Genomic DNA, 18,228 nt, shown 5'->3' with positions numbered 1-18,228 from the left:
CGTTTCGTCACTAACGCAAGGTCGCTGTTAGAGACGAACGATGGCAAATCGCTGAAGCAGACGATGGTCTTGCATAACAGATAGATGACATTATTGGGGGGGGACTATCTTGAAAAAAATTACCGCAGTCCTCGTAGGTGCAAGGAAGAGACGGCAACCAATTCGCTCCGTTGGATAATGCGACTAGGGCGGAAGCGGTCACCTTAATTCTCTCTATGATTAAATAAATCGTCAAAATAAAATGAGGAACTGGAGAGTGATTGACCATGAAATATTCGAATCTTTGCAGAAGAACGGAGAATTTCAACCTGAATTGGAAGTTTATTCGCGAAGACATAAGCGGAGCCGAACAGAGTCGTTTTTCGGACGCAGGCTGGGAAACGGTCTGTCTGCCTCATACGCCAAGAATTGAATCGCTGCATGTAGACATGCATTTTCAAGGGATATGCTGGTATCGCAAGCATTTTGCCTTGGACGAAGCGGACAAAGGTAAGAAGATCTTTGTGGAATTCGAAGCGGCTATGCAGGAGGCTGACGTATGGATTAACGGCAAAGTCAAGCTGAATCATAAAGGCGGTTATTTGCCGTTTACGATCGACATAACCAACGATGTCGATTTCGATGGGGCCAATGTCATTGCCGTTCGGCTCGACAACCGGAACAATGGCTCCATACCGCCAGGAAAGCCGCTGGAGAGCCTCGATTTCTCCTATTTCGGCGGAATTTACCGCAATATTCATCTTCATGTAACGGAGAAGTTGCATATTACGAATGCCGTTTACGCCCGAAAACCAGCAGGAGGCGGGATTTTTGTCAATTACGCCGACGTCTCGCAAGAATCAGCGACGCTCGATGTTCAGACCCACGTACTCAACGAGCATGAAACGGCCAAGAAAGCGAAAATCGTGACAACGCTGCTAGATAATCAAGGACGACAAGTAGGGGCGGCCGAAAGCTTGATTGAAACGATTATGGCTGGCGGAGCGCATACGTTCGTTCAGACGATGACGATTAGGAAGCCGCAGCTTTGGCATCCGGACACCCCTTATTTGTACACACTGCAAACGAAAATCGTAGAAGACGACCATACGGCCGACGAGATTCACACCCGGATCGGCATCCGAACAATTTCGTTTAGTAAAGAAGGCGGTTTTGTCATAAACGGTGTAAAGCTGGTCATCCGCGGAACGAACCGACATCAACAGTTTCCCTACATCGGAAACGCCGCTTCGAACAACGCGCATTATCGCGATGCGAAGAAGCTGAAGGAGGCGGGCTTCAATTTCGTGCGGCTTGGCCATTACCCCCAGGCACCCGCTTTTCTTAACGCCTGCGATGAACTCGGGCTAATGGTCGTCGAACCGGTACCAGGCTGGCAGTACTGCGAGGAAGGTGAGTTCCAGGATATTGTCAAGCAAAATATACGGGATATGATCCGCCGTGACCGAAACCACCCTTGCGTGATCATGTGGGAGGTCAGCCTAAACGAAACGTACACTGGCAGGATAGGGGCGACGGATGAATTTTTTCACGAATGCCATCTGATCGCCCATGAAGAATATCCGGGGGATCAAATGTTTACTTCGGGAGACACGATGGGACGGAATAATCCCGCTTATGTCGGCTACGATGTGCCCTATACGCTATGGAACGACGAAACATTGTCCCGTCCGCTGGAGGAGGTCTTATCTGATAAAGGAGGATTCGACAGAGAGTACGGGGATTACGAGTTCGGCGGTCATGAGAGTACAAGTCGGGTACCACGTGACGCGGGAGAACAGAAGCTGCTGCTGCAAGCTTGGAACTATCAATGGTCACTAAATCGGAACCGTGGCAACAGGTGGTCGCTCGGAGATGCCTCGTGGGTCGGCATCGACCATAACCGTGGTTGTTTCCCCCGGTTGTCGGAGTGCGGGGCCCTCGATACTTTCCGGTTGCCCAAATTCGTTTACTATTTTTATCAGAGTCAACGAAGACAGGATATTGTTCATGAGCATGCAGAGAGTGGGCCGATGGTGTTTATTGCGAATTATTGGTCGGAACGCACCTCGCCGAAGAAGGTTGTGGTGTTTTCCAATTGCGATGAGGTCGAGCTGTTTGTAAACGGGAAATCGGTCGGCGTGAGAAAGTCTGATCAAGGTCCGGACACGGAATACGGTGAACGTGTGACAGGCTACGAGGTGGATTATTGGCTTACGAATGAAGAGCAGCATAGAGGGAAGGACGCATGCATGCAGGGGAAGACGGATGCAGGCGACATGAAGGTTTTTGCGTATGACGGAGGAAATTGCCGCAATTTGGCGCAAGCCCCGTTCACATTTACTGGTTTGGCGTACGTACCTGGTGAATTGAAGGCAATTGGGCGAATTGGCGGCAAAGAAGCGGCTGAACATGTCGTACGTACACCGCTTGAGCCTGAGACACTTTCCCTCCGCATCGACATGAGCGGGAAAGAGCTTTCAGCCGATGGGGCCGACTTCGTGTTTGTCTATGCTGAAATCAAGGACGCGAACGGGACTGTGGTACCCTCCGCCTGCAACGAGGTTTTGTTCGAGATCGATGGTCCGGCGGTTATCGTCGGTGAAAATCCGGTGCTGGCGGAGGCCGGTATTGCTACCGTGCTGCTGCAAGCCCGAGAGACGCCGGGCGAAATAACCGTGATAGCATTAGCTAAAGGAGTAAAGCCGGCCTCGATCAAACTGGCAAGTGTGTAATGAGATAAATATTGTTGTTTAGTTTGGAGCTTGGTGGTGAAGAACGGACGCAGCGCTTGGCTTCAGTTGTCATTTTATCCCGTGTTGTCAACTTGAGTAAACTGCATAAAGATTCTTCCAAGGGCAACTTGACAGATTTGGAAAGCGCAAGCTCCTATGCAGTAAATCAAATCAAAGATGCGGCTGAAGCTGGCCTCGTCAGCAGCAAGAACGTTGGTATTTTTGATCCGCATGGCAATTCCACACGTTCGGAGGCGCTTGCAGTCATTCTGAATGCATTGAACCTTAACCCTCAAATAAAAACACTATTGGACTTAATCCCGACATGAAGCGACCCTGATGTCGGGGTTAAAGGTATTTTAAGATCAATTTAAACATTTAAATTCATGACATCTTATTGATACAAAGTGTAACATTATGGATGGGTGTATTTTTGGCAAAAGTTCAACCCTAGTGGAACTATACTTCGGATAAAATAAGGGGGATATATGCTTAAACGAATCCTGTATTTGTGGTTTCACATGTTAAGTCGCCTCTATAAGAAATCGGGGTGCTGGCTGTCACAAAAATTTATATGATTAGTAAGAAAAAGGGATCAATCGATTGACCTGGCTAATATGTATTGGTCGGATAATCAAAAGTTGTTGTTTACGTTAATAAAGTGATGGGAATTTTGATGAAAGATATGAGGATATTGCATTTGTTTCCGATTTCACATGGCGTATATTTAGAAATGCAAATAAACAAAACGATCATCTAGGGAGGGGCATATATTGAGAAAATTGATTGAACTTGCAGTAGCGAGCGCTTTGGTTGTAATAGTAGCAGGCAGTGGTAACAAAGCTGCAACACCTTCAACTTCTCCGGCAGCAAGCACTGGCGCAGCTGCAACAGACGGTAAAAAACCAACGATCGGTGTGGCTATTTAAAATTTCGATGATACCTTCATGTCCGGTGTTCGCGCCGCAATTGCTGACGCTGCTAAAGACAAATCAACTGTGGATATCGTAGACAGCCAAAACTCACAACCAACACAAAATGATAAAGTTGACCTGTAGGCGTTGATGCTACGGCTCCTGCGCTTCAAGCACTTAGCGATGGCACTTTGCTTGGAACTGTTCTGAACGATGCGAAAAACCAAGGTGCTGCAACAACGAACGTAGCGACTGTTCTTGCTAACGGTCAAACACCAAGCAAAGAAACGACAGGCTATGATATTACTGACGGTAAATATTTTTGGATTTCCTACAAAAAGATTACAAAAGCTAACATGAACAAAGCGAAGTAATCCTAATAGAAACGGGCAAGAGCAGCTATCCGCTCTTGCCTACCTTATTTGGAAACCCGTGCAAAGCTAAAGAGAAACAGACTTAAAAAATGGCTTCACTTTGTAGAGATTATCGTGAGCTGGTAGGGGGAATTACCATGATATTACATGAGTATTTATTGGAAATGAATCAAATCTCCAAAGAGTTCCCCGGTGTCAAGGCGCTAGATAACGTTACCCTGAAGGTTCGCCCAGGAAGCGTACATGCGTTGATGGGTGAAAACGGGGCTGGTAAATCGACGTTGATGAAATGCTTGTTCGGCATTTATAAATCCGATGGAGGAGAAATTAATCTGAATGGTGAAACCGTGTCCATTCTTAATTCCAAGGATGCCTTGGCAAATGGTATTTCCATGATTCATCAGGAGCTGCACCCGGTTCCACACCGTAACGTGATGGAAAACATTTGGTTGGGCCGCTTCCCGCAAAGAGGCATCGGACCTTTGAAACTAGTGGATCACAAGAAAATGCGTAAAGATACAGTGAGTTTGTTTGAACAGCTGCAGATGGGTATTAATCCGGATACACTTGTAGGAACTTTGTCGGTTTCCAAGGTGCAATCCATTGAAATTGCCAAAGCCGTTTCCTTCAATTCGAAAGTCATTGTTATGGATGAGCCGACTTCGTCGCTGACAGGCAATGAAGTTGAGCAGCTGTTTCGCATTATTCGCGATTTGAAGAGTCGTGGCGTCTCGATTATCTATATTTCACATAAAATGGAAGAGATTCTAGAAATCTCGGATGAAGTAACGATTATGCGCGACGGAACAAAGATTGGGACGTGGGCGTCTTCAGAGCTGACAACCGATATGATTATCTCGAAAATGGTTGGACGCGATCTGAAAGAGCGTTTCCCCGAAAGAAGCAATGTGCCAAACGGTGTATTGATGAGTGTCGAGGGACTGACTTCAGTCATTCCAAGGTCCTTTAAGAATGTCTCCTTTGACCTCCGTAAGGGAGAAATTCTTGGTGTTGGCGGACTGGTCGGAGCACAGCGGACGGAATTGATTGAAGCTTTGTTCGGACTACGCAGTGTAGCATCCGGTAATATTTCGATCCATGGCAAGCAGGTAAAGCTCAAATCGCCGATTGATGCCATTAAACATAAAATCGCGATGCTCACGGAAGAGCGCCGAGTGACCGGGATTTTCCCTGTGTTATCGGTATTGGAGAACACGGTCATCGCGAACTTGAGCCGATATATGAACCCGCTTGGATTCATTAATGAGGCGAAACGAAAAGTCGAAGTTGAGAAAAGCATTGAGATGCTTCGCGTGAAGACACCGAATATGCACGCTCTTATCAAAAACCTTTCGGGCGGTAACCAACAGAAGGTGTTGCTGGCCAGATGGCTGCTTACAGAGCCGGACGTGCTCTTGCTGGATGAGCCTACTCGGGGAATTGACGTAGGGGCGAAGTTTGAGATTTATTCCATCATTGCTGACCTTGCGAAACAGGGGAAAAGTATTATCATGATCTCTTCTGAAATGCCCGAGCTTCTTGGGATGTCAGACCGAATCATGGTCATGTGTGAAGGACGCCTTACGGGGATCATTGAAGGAAATAAAGCAACAGAAGAAGAGATCATGCGTCTTGCTGCACAGCTTATTACATAATGGAGGGTCAAGAAACCATGAGTACAAGAACATTAAAATCTAGAGACATTAATGAGTTCGTGACCAAATACGCAATCTACATCGTATTGGTCGTGCTTGTTATTGGGATCGCAATTTATGATCCGCGTTTTTTATCCGTTAGTATCCTTCGTGATATTTTACTTCAGTCATCTACACGTGTCATTATTGCATTGGGAGCTGCGTTCATCTTAATTACGGGAGGCACGGACCTTTCAACAGGACGGATCGTCGGTTTGACAGCCGTTATCTCGGCATCCATGCTGCAAACGCAGGATTATGGCCGTAGATTTTTCCCGGATCTACCGAATTTGCCGCTGCTTGTTCCAATTATCATTGCAATTTTAGCTGGTCTTTTGATAGGTCTCATTAACGGGATAATCGTCGCTAAATTGAAGGTTCCACCATTCATTGCAACGCTCGGAACGATGGTAGCTGTATACGGCGCTAACTCCCTATACTTCGATATGAAACCGAATCAGTCTCAGCCTATCGGCGGTTTGAGATCTGACTTTAGTAAATTAGGAACGGGTTCAATTGGATCTGATGCCACGTATTCTATACCATATATCGTTATTATTGCAATTATAGTTGCCATTATCGTCTGGATTGTTTTTAACAAAACGAAACTAGGTAAGTACATGTACGCGATCGGCGGTAACATTCACGCTGCAGTCGTTTCAGGGATTAACGTAAACCGTTACTTGATCTACATTTATTCCATCGCTGGTGCCTTGTACGGATTAGCTGGGGTGCTGGAAGCTTCAAGAACTGGCGGTGCGACGAATAACTATGGAAACATGTATGAGCTTGATGCGATCGCGGCATGCGTAGTCGGTGGCGTGTCCACATCAGGCGGTATCGGAACGGTTCCGGGTGTTCTTGCAGGGGTATTGATTTTCAGCGTTATCAACTATGGATTGACTTTTATTGGGATTAGCCCTTACTGGCAGTTGATAATCAAAGGTGTTATTATCGTCGCGGCAGTAGCATTTGATATGCGTAAATATATGAATTCTAAATAAAAACATGTAAAGCGCAAACTTCTGTGAACTTGAAGAAAACGTTCCTATAATTTTTTGTGTAATGAACTGCACTCCCAATTGTTAGTTATGTCTAACAATTGGGGTCAGTCCTTGTAAAGAAGAGTAAGATTACTCCATATTAATGGCGAATTATTATAACGCAGACAGAACCTCTTTCATATTGATGTCAAAAAAGTATTTAACAACTCAATTGATAAATCAAACAACCCGATGGATCTTTCTGAGCTATCAGGTTGTTTATTATTTTTACGTTGCTTCGTGTTCACATCCTCAAAAAATTCGACAACACAGGAGAAGATTTGGAAGATTTGATCTCCATTGGGACGATCGGACTGATCAAAGCTATCGAATCTTTCTCGCCGAATAAGGGCACGAAGCTGGCGACTTTTGCGGCGCGTTGTATTGAGAACGAGATCCTGATGCATCTGCGCTCGCTGAAGAAAACGCGGAAAGATGTATCTCTGCATGATCCTATCGGAACGGATAAAGAGGGGAACGAGATTACTTTGATCGACATTCTCGGCAGCGAGGCTGACGATGTGGTGGATGCGGTGCAGTTGAAGATTGAAAAGAGCAAAATCTATCGGAATTTAGAGATATTGGACGACCGCGAGAAGGAAGTTGTGGTTGGTCGATTTGGTTTGGAGCTTGGAGGCGAAGAGAGGACGCAGCGGGAGATTGCGAAGGAGCTGGGGATTTCGCGTTCGTATGTGTCGCGGATAGAGAAACGGGCGCTCATGAAGCTCAATCATGAGTTTTATAAGGCGAAGCGGTAAAAGAGTTGAATTCAGTTGTTTGAATCGCAGACTTCATTCATTTGGCATCATTGTGCGGTTTCGTGATGGGCGATTGCACGAGGATGTGCCATGAGTTTTGAAGAATCAGTGAGTCGAAAAGCATAGCATAGGATTTGTAATAACTGTCGTAAGGACGAAACGCTGGGCTTTCGGCGTTTTTTTTCTTGGAGAAGCCGAATAAAAACGTTTGTCCCCCCCATAAAATGAATATAAGGCTGTACTGGATGACTTCGAGTTGTAGGGGGCTGACATGAAAACGATCCGAATTGGGGCAGGACAAGGATTCTATGGGGACTCCATTAAACCTGCAATTGAAACGGCGAAGAACGGGAATGTCCAGTATCTATGCTTCGATTGTCTCGCAGAATTAACGCTGGCTATTTTGCAAAAAGATCGGCAAAGAGACCGGGCAAAGGGATATACAGGAGATATTACACGAACGATGAATGAGCTGCTTCCTTTTGTAAAAGAAAATGGATTAAAAATACTGACGAATGCCGGGGGAATGAATCCACATGGAGCCGGGCAGGAGGTACTGCGTATTGCCCGGGAATTGGGAATTGAAGGACTGAAAGTGGCAGTGGTCACAGGCGATGATGTTCGGGATCGATTAGATGATTGGGAACAACAGGGCATTTCCCTACATCATATGGAAGATGGAAGAAATATGGAATCCATTAGGGATCGTTTGGTATTTGCCAACGCCTATCTAGGGATCGGTTCCGTTGTGGAAGCGCTTCGGCAAGGGGCCGACGTAATCGTAACCGGACGGACGACCGATTCCGCGTTATTTCTTGCTCCGTTAGTGTATGAATTTGGCTGGGGGCAGGAGGATTGGAACCGTCTGGCGCAAGGCATACTGATGGGGCACCTCATGGAGTGCTCCGGGCAGGCAATGGGAGGGAATTTTAGTGGGGATTGGCAGTCCATTAAAGATTTAGACAACATCGGCTTTCCTGTGGCGGAGGTCCGGGAAGATGGAGAATTTGTCATTACGAAGACAGAGGGAACGGGTGGGCTTGTCTCCGTAGATACAGTAAAGGAACAGCTGTTGTACGAGATTCATGACCCGTCCGCTTACATGACGCCGGATGTTGTATTGAACCTGACGGAAGTTCAATTGGAGGAAATAGGTGTGAACCGGGTGCGTGTGACAGGCGCTCGTGGAACGAAGCATCCCGATCAACTGAAGGTTGTCATGGGGTATGCGGACGGTTGGCTCGGGCAAGCGCTATGTGGCTATTCATGGCCCGATGCATTGGCCAAAGCACAGTCCGCAGATCGCATAATACGTAAGCAAATCGAGCGAATAGGTTTGCATATTGACGACATCCAAACGGATTATCTCGGCTATAATTCATTGCACGGGCCGCTTGCGAAAGTCCCGGAGGAAGAGCTGAATGAAGTGTATTTGCGTATCGCCGTACGTACGAGGAACAAGGATGATGCAGCCAAGCTTGGCAGACTTTTTCCGCCGTTGATGCTAAGCGGTCCTCCGGCCATGAGCGGATTCCTAGGGATGATGAAACCGCGCGAACTGCTTGGCATGTGGTCATGTCTCGTACCGCGTGAAATCATTGAGAGCGGGGTTCAAGTGACCGTTTTGGAGGTGTAAGTAATGGCCCGAATACAGCTTCGGTATGTCGCGCAAGCGCGTTCAGGCGATAAAGGAAACACGATAAATATTGCCTTATTTGCCCCAAATGCGGCTTTATACGGGGTACTGATGAGAGAAGTAACCGCAGAGCGGGTAAAGGAGCATTTTGCCGGATTAGTTGATGGAGAAGTTACCCGTTATTTATTGCCTAACCTGCAAGCGATGAATTTTGTGTGCAAGGAGGCATTGGGCGGGGGCGGTTCTGCATCGATGAGAATGGATAATCTCGGAAAATGTTATGCGTCCAACTTAATGCGACTCGAAATCGAAATTGAGGACGAAGTAATCTCTCCAAGTCTTACGTAGAAAGGTTGTGGAGATGGTGCATTTCGATTTGACAGATGAGCAAACAATGATCCGAAATATGATTCAGCATTTTGCAGAATCCGAGGTTGCACCAGGGGCCATTGATAGAGACCGTACGGGAATATTTCCAAAGGAAATATTCGAGAAATTAGCAAAGCTCGAGCTTATGGGGCTTCCTTTCCCTGAACAATATGGGGGTGGAGGTGCTGATACAATAAGCTTTACTATCGTTGTTGAAGAGCTAAGCCGAGCTTGCGCATCTACCGGAATCACCTACTCCGCTCATATTTCGTTGGGGGGAGCGCCCTTTCATCTATATGGAACGGAGGAGCAAAAGGCCAATTATTTAACTCCTCTATGTAAGGGGGAGTATTTGGGCGCTTTCGGGCTAACCGAGCCGGAGGCTGGGTCGGATGCGGGAGGAACTCGGACGACTGCTGATCTTGACGGAGATGAATGGGTGATAAACGGCTCCAAATGTTTTATTACGAATGCCAGCTACGCGCAGAACCTCGTTCTGACCGCTGTCACTGACAATTCCAAAGGAACCAACGGAATAAGTGCTTTTATCGTACCTACGGATACGCATGGTTTTACCGTACTTGATAACTATGAAAAAATGGGACTTCACGCTTCCAATACAACGGAACTAGTGCTTGATCAAGTGCGCGTACCCAGAGACAACCTGTTGGGAATTGAAGGCAATGGCTACAAACAGTTTTTGGCTATTCTCGACGGAGGGAGAATAGGTATCGGTGCGATGGCTGTTGGCATAGCACAAGGCGCATATGAGAAATCTCTCCAATATGCCAAACAACGCAAACAATTCGGGAGCAGCTTATCTGCATTTCAAGCAATACAATTCAAACTGGCGGATATGGCTATGTATATTGAAATAGCCCGTAATATGGTATATAAGGCAGCTTGGCTCAAGGATCAAGGAAGGAGATTTAAAAAGGAAGCAGCGATGGCCAAATTATTTGCTTCGGAGATGTGTATGAAAGTGTGCGACCAAGCGGTTCAAATTCATGGCGGCTACGGCTACATGAGAGAGTATGGAGTCGAGCGCAGCTTGCGTGATGCGAAGCTGTTGGAGATTGGTGAAGGAACCTCGGAGATCCAGCGGATGGTGATTGCAAATCAAATTCTGAGGTGAAGAACATGGATAATTCGGTGTTGGTCTCCAAAAACGGTCAAGGGATTGCGGTCGTTACTTTGAATCGGCCTCAAGCGGCAAATGCGTTAACCATGCAGGTGCTGACTGAACTTCAAACCGCGCTTGCCGATTGCAGATCGGATACATCCGTACGTTGTGTGATAATTATCGGAGCAGGCGATTCAGTATTCTGTGCAGGTGCCGACTTGAAAGAACGCGCTGGAATGAATGAGCTGGAAGTTCGTCATGCTGTTGCGTTCATTCGTGAAACGATTAATGAGGTGGAAGCGCTCCCTATGCCGGTCATTGCAGCAATCAACGGTGCGGCCTTTGGAGGAGGACTGGAGCTGGCTCTCGCATGTGATATCCGTATCGCAGCCCAGACAGCAAAGCTTGGTCTTACCGAAACGTCCCTAGGCATTATTCCGGGTGCAGGCGGAACACAGCGGTTGCCAAGGCTAGTGGGCATTGGACGGGCAAAAGAGTTGATTATTACGGCCAGACGAATCGCAGCTGACGAAGCGCTGCAGATCGGACTTGTTGCATATATCGCACCAGCCGGTAAAGTACTGGACAAAGCGATCGAATTAGCCAGAGTGATTGCCCGAAACGCTCCGATCGCTGTCAAGCAAGCCAAGCTCGCGATCGATAAGGGAGTGGATACCGATCTCCGAACAGGGTTGGCCATTGAGCAGCAGGCGTATGAGGCAACCATCCCGACTAAGGATCGCCTGGAAGGGCTCCAAGCATTTCGAGAAAAACGCCACCCGATTTTTAAAGGGGAGTAATCCAAATGTGCAAAGAATTCGAATCGCAGAAAGACCTACTGCAAGAGCGGATCGAACAGATCAAGAAGGGGGGCGCCTCCAAATATCATGAGAAAAATACGGAGCAGGGGAAGCTGTTCGTCCGCGACCGGCTTCAGCTGCTGTTTGATTCAGAATTCGAACTCGAGGATTCCTTATTTGCCAACTGTGTAGAGCATGACTTGCCTGCGGACGGGGTAGTCACGGTCATAGGGAAAATACACGGACAGACGGTTTGCGTAATTGCGAATGACTCGACGGTCAAAGCGGGTTCGTGGGGGGCCAGGACGGTAGAAAAGATGATTCGCATGCAGGAATCCGCGGACAAAATGCGGGTACCGCTCCTTTACCTCGTCGATTCGGCGGGCGCACGGATAACGGATCAGGTTGAGATGTATCCAGGACGGCGGGGGGCCGGAAGGATTTTTTACAATCAGGTAAAGCTATCGGGGAAAATTCCGCAGATCTGTATTTTATTCGGACCATCTGCGGCAGGAGGCGCCTATATTCCGGCGTTTTGCGATATTGTGATTATGGTCGAGGGCAATGCTTCGATGTACCTCGGCTCACCGCGGATCGTGGAAATTGTTACAGGGGAAAAGGCAACCTTGGAGCAGCTGGGTGGCGCCAAAATGCACTGCTCCGTATCAGGCTGTGGCGATGTACTCGCTCATAGTGAAGAAGAAGCAATTACGCTTGCCAGGGACTATCTCACTTTCTTTCCAGCCAATTTTATCGAAAAACCGCCTGTTTGCGAACCGCAACCTCCGAAAGATCTGGAAAAAACACTGGAAGAGATTATCCCTGAGAATCAGTATACGGCATTTGATATGTTCGACCTCATTGATCGGATTATCGATGAAGACTCCTTTTTTGAAATTAAGAAGCTGTTCGCCAAAGAACTCATTACCGGATTAGCGCGACTTAACGGGAAGCCGGTAGGGATCATTGCCAATCAACCGCGTGTGAAGGGTGGTATTTTATTCCACGATTCTGCTGACAAAGCCGCTAAATTTATTTCTTTATGCGACGCCTTTCACATTCCCCTACTGTTTCTAGCGGATGTTCCCGGCTTTATGGTTGGCACCAGAGTAGAACAGGCGGGTATTATTCGGCATGGCGCAAAAATGATTTCCGCCGTTGCCGAAGCAACAGTCCCTAAAATTTCGATTATTATCCGCAAAGCCTACGGAGCAGGATTATATGCCATGTGCGGACCTGCGTTCGAGCCCGATTGCTGCCTCGCCTTGCCTACGGCGCAAATTGCTGTGATGGGACCCGAAGCGGCGGTCAACGCGGTGTATGCGAATAAAATCGCCGAATTGCCGGAATCGGAACGGGCGAATTTCATCTCAAGCAAGCGGGAAGAATACCGAAAAGATATAGACTTGTACCACCTAGCCTCCGATATGGTCATAGATGGGATTATTCCTGCCAATAGCTTGCGAAGCGAATTAATCAAACGTTTTGAGGCATATTCCTCAAAAAGCGTCGTACTTTCAGACCGAAAGCATCCGGTTAGTCCGGTTTAATCCAGGGTAGCAGTAGGACGATTCTTTTGATTACGCATGACCTGAAGATTGCCCAGCAAGCAAAGCGGGTTGTGAATTTTCGGGATGGGCGTCTAATTTAGATGATGAAAATATTAGCAAAAAATTGGCCTTACGATAAAAAAATCGTAGGGCTTTTGATTTTTTTGAAAATGAAGAATGAACAATTTATTTCCGGCATTGCTGTGAGAATTCATGATTGTTAAACAAATACAAGACTGCTTCATCATTCTCTCCGCAGAGGTAATGAACAAAGTAGTCTTGTATTCATGTTAAGAGTCAAAGGTCAACTACAACTTAACCCATGCCTCCAAGCCATCTGGATGGTCAGGGTTGATACCTTGACGCTCAGCGCTGCACAATGCAACAATTTGCGGAATGAAAATGAAAGGAATTCCTTGAGCAGCGGAATCCACTTCAATCTCGCTTGTTACTGCAAGATCTACATATTCTTGCGGAATGACTTCGATGCGATCAGCGAAAGCGATGATCGTTGCGCCTCTCTTTTTTAGATCACGCAATAGGTTGTGTTGATGTGTTGTTTCTACACTAGATAAAGCGGCAATAACGAGCGTATCTGATCCGATGGTAACCATCGGTCCGTGCCTGACGTCCAAGAGGTTGAAAGAATGTGCCTGCACCTTGGCTATTTCCGTTAAAGCAATAGCTCCTTCGGAGGCGAGCCCTTGTAATTCTCCATCAGCAAGTACGACAGCATTTGTCCACGTGAAGTCGACCGCTTGGCGAATCATTCCTTCAACGCGTGTCATGTAGGCTGCACCATTCTGAATTGCTTTGAAGATATCTTCGATCAGCATCTCGTCATTTCCAAGGAAAGCTGCTAAGAGTAGGTTAGCTGTATATAAATTTGTCACGGTCCTCGTTTGGCAGACACTATGGTCAAAAGCCCAAGGCAACTCAAGCGACAAATTGGCTGTCTTGGAAAGGGGCGAATCAGACACACAAGATAAGGCTAGAACAGGGACTTGTGTATCAGCTTGAATTAGACGGATGGCTTCCACCACCTCGCTTGTAGAACCGGAGCGAGATGGCGCTACTAGCAACGTATCCGCTAATAATGCACGGTATCGCTGAGTGTGGAGCATAAGATCGCCTCCGGCAAGGCTACTAGCTGGTAATCCTGCGCGCAATCGGACAGAGAATGCGGCAGATTCACTCAAGCAGTAGCTTGAGCCGCATCCAACAAATGTTATTGATGAAACGGATTGTTCACGGGCGAAAGTGACAATTTCCTCTCTCCTGGAAAGCATGTAGTCGTAAGTTAGCTGCAAGGCCGAATATTGTTGAATAACTTCACGATAAGTTAAGCTCATGAACGATTACCTCCGAATAGAGAAATGTGAAAAATGAGTGTAGAGATAGTTTAATACATAAAAATGGAGAAAACAAGAAAAATGATTTCAGTAATCAAATTATGATTTTTATTATCAAAAGTAGACGTTAAAATTAAAATTTTTCTGAAAATAATCTAAAATAGATTGAAAAAATCACATATTAATAATATTATAATCATGAAATGAAATTAAAAATCAAATCATGGGAGTGATAGTATGCCGCTTATATCATCCACAGAAATGCTGCGTCTCGCTAGAAACAATAAATATGCTGTTGGAGCTTTCAACATACATACACTCGAAATGCTGCAAGCGGTCGTTGAAGCGGCGATCGAAACGCAGTCCCCGTTGATCATCCAGACCACTGTCGGGACAGTCAAACATCTCGGCCCGGATTACATTGCAGCAGCAGCAACAGTTGCAGCGAACAGAGCCGGGGTTCCGATTGCGCTTCATCTTGATCATTGCACTGATTTTTCATTGATTATCCAATGTATTCGTGCAGGCTATACGTCTGTTATGATCGATGCTTCCATGCACCCATTTGAAGATAATGTAGCGCGTACGCGCAAAGTAATGGAAGTGGCATCAGCGGCTGGCGTTAATGTTGAGGCTGAGCTTGGTAAAGTAGGCGGTGTTGAAGATGATATTGTAGTTGAAGACCGCGATGCGCTTCTAGCTGATCCAAACGAATGCAGACTGTTTATTGAACGCACGGGCGTAACGACATTAGCTCCTGCTATTGGAACGGCCCATGGCATTTACAAAGGAGAGCCGAAGATTGATTTCACTCGGATCGCGCAAATTGCGGATCTTGTCGATGTTCCTCTCGTACTGCATGGTGGATCTGGCATTCCTGCAGAGCTGGTTATGCGAGCGGTTTCGCTTGGCATGGCCAAAATGAACATAGCGACGGAGCTGCGTATCGCCTTCTCAGATGCGATCAAGGACGTATTTACAACAAATCCGGGCGAGAACGATCCCCGCAAATATATGATACCGGCCAAAGAAGCTGTGAAGCGTCTTGCCATTGAGAAAATGCAGCTCTGTGGATGCATTGGCAGAGCCAACGAAATGCGATGATTACAACCGTCACGCTGAATGCAGCTGTTGATAAAACGTATTATGTGAAACAATTTAGCACAGGCGAGGTACAACGAGTAAACCGACAAATCGCCGAGCCTGGCGGTAAAGGCAACAATGTCGCCAAGGTCATCCGACTTCTCGGCGGCGAAGTGACGGCAACTGGATTTATTGCTGGGAGCAGCGGCACTTTCATTGAAGAGCAGCTTGTAGAGCGCGGCATATTTACATCGTTTGTTCGCGTGCCAGGCGAATCTCGTATATGTCTAAACATCATCGACGAGTCGAGTGGGATATCGACGGAATTGCTGGAGCATGGCCCGGTGGTCACCGAAGTGCATATCGCAACGATTAAACAAATGATTCATAGTCTTGCCCAGCAATCCAGCATTGTCGTACTTTCTGGGAGTTTACCACCAGGCGCGTCTGTCAATCTATATGCCGAGCTTATTGGTATCATTCAAGGGGCGAATGCTCGTGCCTTTCTCGATACGAGCGGTGCTGCCTTGAGCAGCGGCATGCAAGTGTGCCCTGACTTCGTGAAGCCTAACGAACAGGAATTCGAGCATTTGGTGGGAGCTGAAGCTTTTGCGAAAAGCGACTGGGCGGAAGCTGCTTCAATGCTTTCAGGGCATGGCATGGCCCAAGTTTGTGTCACGTTGGGGAGTCGTGGTGCGATTGCCTTTATCGAAGGTAGAGGTTATCGGGTCATCCCGCCATTTATTAAGGCTGTGAATACAGTTGGCTGCGGTGATTCATTCATGGCAGGCATGGCATTTGCGGAGGAACGCGGCTTATCTGTTGTAGAAAAGCTGCGAATTGCTGCGGGCTCAGCTGCCGCAAACGCGATGTCAGATAAAGCGGGACATATTGATTACGGGTTATTTCAATCGTACCTAAAGCAGATCCAAGTCACAGCCCTTTAAGGCTGTGAATACCTGTTTTTCTGAAATTAACTTGCAATCCAGTTGATTTTCAGACAAGATTAGTTTCAGAAAGAATAAGGGTATCGCTTGTCAAAGGAGAAATGTATGGAATATTCGAAAAGTGAGCTTCGTAGATCGAAGACGCTAGAACTCATAAAGTTACATGGTAAAATATCAGTTCAAGGAATTATTGAGTCGATCGGTTGTTCAGAAGCGACTGCAAGGCGTGATCTGGATTCATTGGAGAAATCAGGGCAAATTATTCGTACGATTGGCGGAGCGATTTACGAAGGTACTCTCATGCAAACGACATCGGAGCAGCCTTTTGCAGATAAACGCTTCTTCCAGCGGCAAGAGAAAGAGCGAATTGCTGCGTTAGCTGCGACACTGGTTGAAGAGGGGGACGTTGTATGCCTGACAGGTGGTACGACAACATTCTTTATTGCTAGAGCACTGAAGAAGCATCGTAACATTACAATCGTCACGAATGCTGTGAACATAGCTTATGAACTTGCAGATGCGGAAGGGATTCAGGTTGTTGTCATCGGTGGCGTGATGAGGGCCAAGAGTTACGAGCTTATTGGACCTCTAGCGGAAAGCGTTCTTGAGAAGATTAACATTACGAAAATGTTTCTTGGGATTGATGGCGTCTCTTTAGAGCATGGCTTCACAATGCATTCTGAGTTGGAAGCCCGCATTGCATTTATGCTATTGGAACGCTCTAGCCAAGTATATGCGGTATTCGATAATAGCAAGCTGAAGAAGACTGCTTTGTTTACGATCATTCCGTTACATAAAGCGAATGGAGTTATAACAAACATACAGCCGGAAAGCTGGTTCGAGCAGGCGTGTAAGCAGAATCAAGTCGCTATCCATGTTTCATTATAAAATGGGCTGTTTTTAAGAATCGGTGCTACCTTAGGTAGTGCCTATTTTGTTACCACATAAGAATTTATAAGTTTCCGGTACTCGGAAGAACAAATTCTTATTGGCGATAAAAACAACATTTAAACCGCGGTCGCTCATCCTCGGTGGGGATTCCATCGTTAAAGGAAATGAACGATTTCGATGCGATAGTACGAGGCTTGATCGTCAAATATAACGAGAAATATGGCAAGCAAATCGTTGGAATTCGACCTCAGGTGTTTGAACTTCTTCATCAACACCCTTGGGAAGGGGATTTGCTCGAGCTTAAGAATACGATCCGGGAATTCGTGAAACGAACAGAAGGGGAATTCGTGGATGAAACTGTACTTTCTTTATTCCAAGAGCAAAGTAGGCAGTTGGACGAAGAAGTCTCACGAAATAAATCTCTGAATTTAAAGCAGCCGTTAAAGATGATAGTGAGAGATATTATTCAAATCGTGCTAGAGGAAGAGAATATGAATCAATCCTGAGTAGCAGAACGCTTGGGTATCAACCGCTCGACCTTGTGGAGCAAACTGAAGGAATAAGCGTAATTCGACTATCTTAGAAAAGAGGATGAACACGCTCTGCACGCGCAGGTTCACCGGTTTGTTGAAGAGGGTGTACACGGCCTGTTTTTCCTTGGGACGAACGGAGAGTTTATCGCGCTAAGTACGGAGGAGAAGCTGCGGGTGGCAGAGATCGTCACCGATGAGGTGAACGGACGAATTCCAGTCTATGCTGGAACGGGTGGCAAGTGAGGCGCAGAACGAATTAAGCGAGCTAAGATCAGCATTTGCGCTAGGTACACTTCCTTCTGTTCTGAAGGAGGCAATGAATCTAATCGGACTTGAAGCTGGCAGGCCTAGAATGCCGGTTCTTTCACTAGGGGATCAGCAGCAAAGAGAGCTTGTTGCTACACCGAGTGAATATAAAGGAATTAATATATAGAAATACTCGCGTGA

The 18,228-nt window shown here is 46.7% G+C and carries 17 protein-coding genes and 3 pseudogenes; 19 read left to right on the top strand and 1 reads right to left on the bottom strand.

Translation table 11 applies throughout. From position 1 onward, the window contains the following. The first annotated feature begins 266 nt into the window (after positions 1-266). From AC1DVJ_RS23240 to AC1DVJ_RS23185, 12 genes and pseudogenes are all read left to right on the top strand, one after another. On the top strand, positions 267-2,714 hold the full coding sequence (locus AC1DVJ_RS23240; protein ID WP_477593758.1) for a glycoside hydrolase family 2 protein: 2,448 nt from the start codon (positions 267-269) through the stop codon (positions 2,712-2,714). Positions 2,715-2,728: 14 nt separating this feature from the next. Then, positions 2,729-3,043 (top strand): hypothetical protein, encoded by a 315-nt coding sequence (locus AC1DVJ_RS23235; protein WP_477593756.1) that lies wholly within the window; start codon positions 2,729-2,731, stop codon positions 3,041-3,043. Positions 3,044-3,487: 444 nt separating this feature from the next. Continuing rightward, on the top strand, positions 3,488-3,643 hold the full coding sequence (locus AC1DVJ_RS23230) for a hypothetical protein (protein WP_477593754.1): 156 nt from the start codon (positions 3,488-3,490) through the stop codon (positions 3,641-3,643). Positions 3,644-3,768: 125 nt separating this feature from the next. Next, a pseudogene (locus AC1DVJ_RS23225) lies at positions 3,769-4,002 on the top strand (methyl-galactoside ABC transporter substrate-binding protein); the annotation flags it as partial. A gap of 137 nt (positions 4,003-4,139) precedes the next feature. Further along, positions 4,140-5,657 (top strand): sugar ABC transporter ATP-binding protein, encoded by a 1,518-nt coding sequence (locus tag AC1DVJ_RS23220; RefSeq protein WP_477593752.1) that lies wholly within the window; start codon positions 4,140-4,142, stop codon positions 5,655-5,657. A gap of 17 nt (positions 5,658-5,674) precedes the next feature. Then, on the top strand, positions 5,675-6,700 hold the full coding sequence (mglC, locus tag AC1DVJ_RS23215; RefSeq protein WP_477593750.1) for a galactose/methyl galactoside ABC transporter permease MglC: 1,026 nt from the start codon (positions 5,675-5,677) through the stop codon (positions 6,698-6,700). 275 nt (positions 6,701-6,975) lie between these two features. Next, positions 6,976-7,497, top strand: a pseudogene (gene sigK / locus AC1DVJ_RS23210) (RNA polymerase sporulation sigma factor SigK); the annotation flags it as partial. A 271-nt stretch (positions 7,498-7,768) separates the two neighbouring features. Further along, a complete protein-coding gene (locus AC1DVJ_RS23205) occupies positions 7,769-9,133 on the top strand; it encodes an acyclic terpene utilization AtuA family protein (RefSeq protein ID WP_477593748.1) in 1,365 nt (454 codons plus the stop codon). 3 nt (positions 9,134-9,136) lie between these two features. After that, positions 9,137-9,481, top strand: coding sequence for an AtuA-related protein (locus AC1DVJ_RS23200; RefSeq protein ID WP_477593746.1), 345 nt, complete (start codon positions 9,137-9,139; stop codon positions 9,479-9,481). Between the two features lie 16 nt (positions 9,482-9,497). Continuing rightward, a complete protein-coding gene (locus AC1DVJ_RS23195; protein WP_477593770.1) occupies positions 9,498-10,637 on the top strand; it encodes an acyl-CoA dehydrogenase in 1,140 nt (379 codons plus the stop codon). A 5-nt stretch (positions 10,638-10,642) separates the two neighbouring features. Then, positions 10,643-11,425, top strand: a complete 783-nt coding sequence (locus AC1DVJ_RS23190) for an enoyl-CoA hydratase (RefSeq protein WP_477593768.1) — start codon at positions 10,643-10,645, stop codon at positions 11,423-11,425. Positions 11,426-11,430: 5 nt separating this feature from the next. Next, positions 11,431-12,975: an acyl-CoA carboxylase subunit beta gene (locus tag AC1DVJ_RS23185; protein WP_477593744.1), complete on the top strand. Its 1,545-nt coding sequence runs from the start codon at positions 11,431-11,433 to the stop codon at positions 12,973-12,975. Positions 12,976-13,283: 308 nt separating this feature from the next. Here the strand turns inward: AC1DVJ_RS23185 and AC1DVJ_RS23180 are convergent, their stop codons facing one another. Next, the gene (locus tag AC1DVJ_RS23180; RefSeq protein WP_477593742.1) at positions 13,284-14,327 is read right to left on the bottom strand and encodes an SIS domain-containing protein; all 1,044 of its coding nucleotides are present in this window, start codon (positions 14,325-14,327) and stop codon (positions 13,284-13,286) included. A 237-nt stretch (positions 14,328-14,564) separates the two neighbouring features. Here AC1DVJ_RS23180 and fba point away from each other — a divergent pair, with 237 nt between their 5' ends. From fba to AC1DVJ_RS23145, 7 genes and pseudogenes are all read left to right on the top strand, one after another. Beyond that, positions 14,565-15,431: a class II fructose-1,6-bisphosphate aldolase gene (fba, locus tag AC1DVJ_RS23175; protein WP_477593740.1), complete on the top strand. Its 867-nt coding sequence runs from the start codon at positions 14,565-14,567 to the stop codon at positions 15,429-15,431. Continuing rightward, complete coding sequence (locus tag AC1DVJ_RS23170) at positions 15,401-16,357, top strand: 1-phosphofructokinase family hexose kinase (RefSeq protein WP_477593738.1); 957 nt, start codon at positions 15,401-15,403, stop codon at positions 16,355-16,357. Before fba ends, AC1DVJ_RS23170 begins: the two co-directional genes overlap by 31 nt. A gap of 105 nt (positions 16,358-16,462) precedes the next feature. Continuing rightward, a complete protein-coding gene (locus AC1DVJ_RS23165; RefSeq protein WP_477593736.1) occupies positions 16,463-17,245 on the top strand; it encodes a DeoR/GlpR family DNA-binding transcription regulator in 783 nt (260 codons plus the stop codon). A 143-nt stretch (positions 17,246-17,388) separates the two neighbouring features. Next, positions 17,389-17,754 carry an AAA-type ATPase lid domain-containing protein gene (locus AC1DVJ_RS23160; protein ID WP_477593734.1) on the top strand — a complete coding sequence of 122 codons (366 nt, stop codon included), beginning with the start codon at positions 17,389-17,391 and terminating at the stop codon, positions 17,752-17,754. Beyond that, positions 17,755-17,811, top strand: a pseudogene (locus AC1DVJ_RS23155) (helix-turn-helix domain-containing protein); the annotation flags it as partial. A gap of 39 nt (positions 17,812-17,850) precedes the next feature. Further along, positions 17,851-18,024 carry a dihydrodipicolinate synthase family protein gene (locus tag AC1DVJ_RS23150; RefSeq protein WP_477593766.1) on the top strand — a complete coding sequence of 58 codons (174 nt, stop codon included), beginning with the start codon at positions 17,851-17,853 and terminating at the stop codon, positions 18,022-18,024. Continuing rightward, positions 18,002-18,214 (top strand): dihydrodipicolinate synthase family protein, encoded by a 213-nt coding sequence (locus tag AC1DVJ_RS23145; RefSeq protein ID WP_477593732.1) that lies wholly within the window; start codon positions 18,002-18,004, stop codon positions 18,212-18,214. The genes AC1DVJ_RS23150 and AC1DVJ_RS23145 overlap by 23 nt, the downstream gene beginning before the upstream one ends. Positions 18,215-18,228 lie beyond the last annotated feature (14 nt).

It is taken from the genome of Paenibacillus sp. P4_A9, from assembly GCF_056402415.1.
The sequence above is the reverse complement of the archived record's forward strand: the minus strand, read 5'-3'. Positions and strand labels throughout refer to the sequence as shown.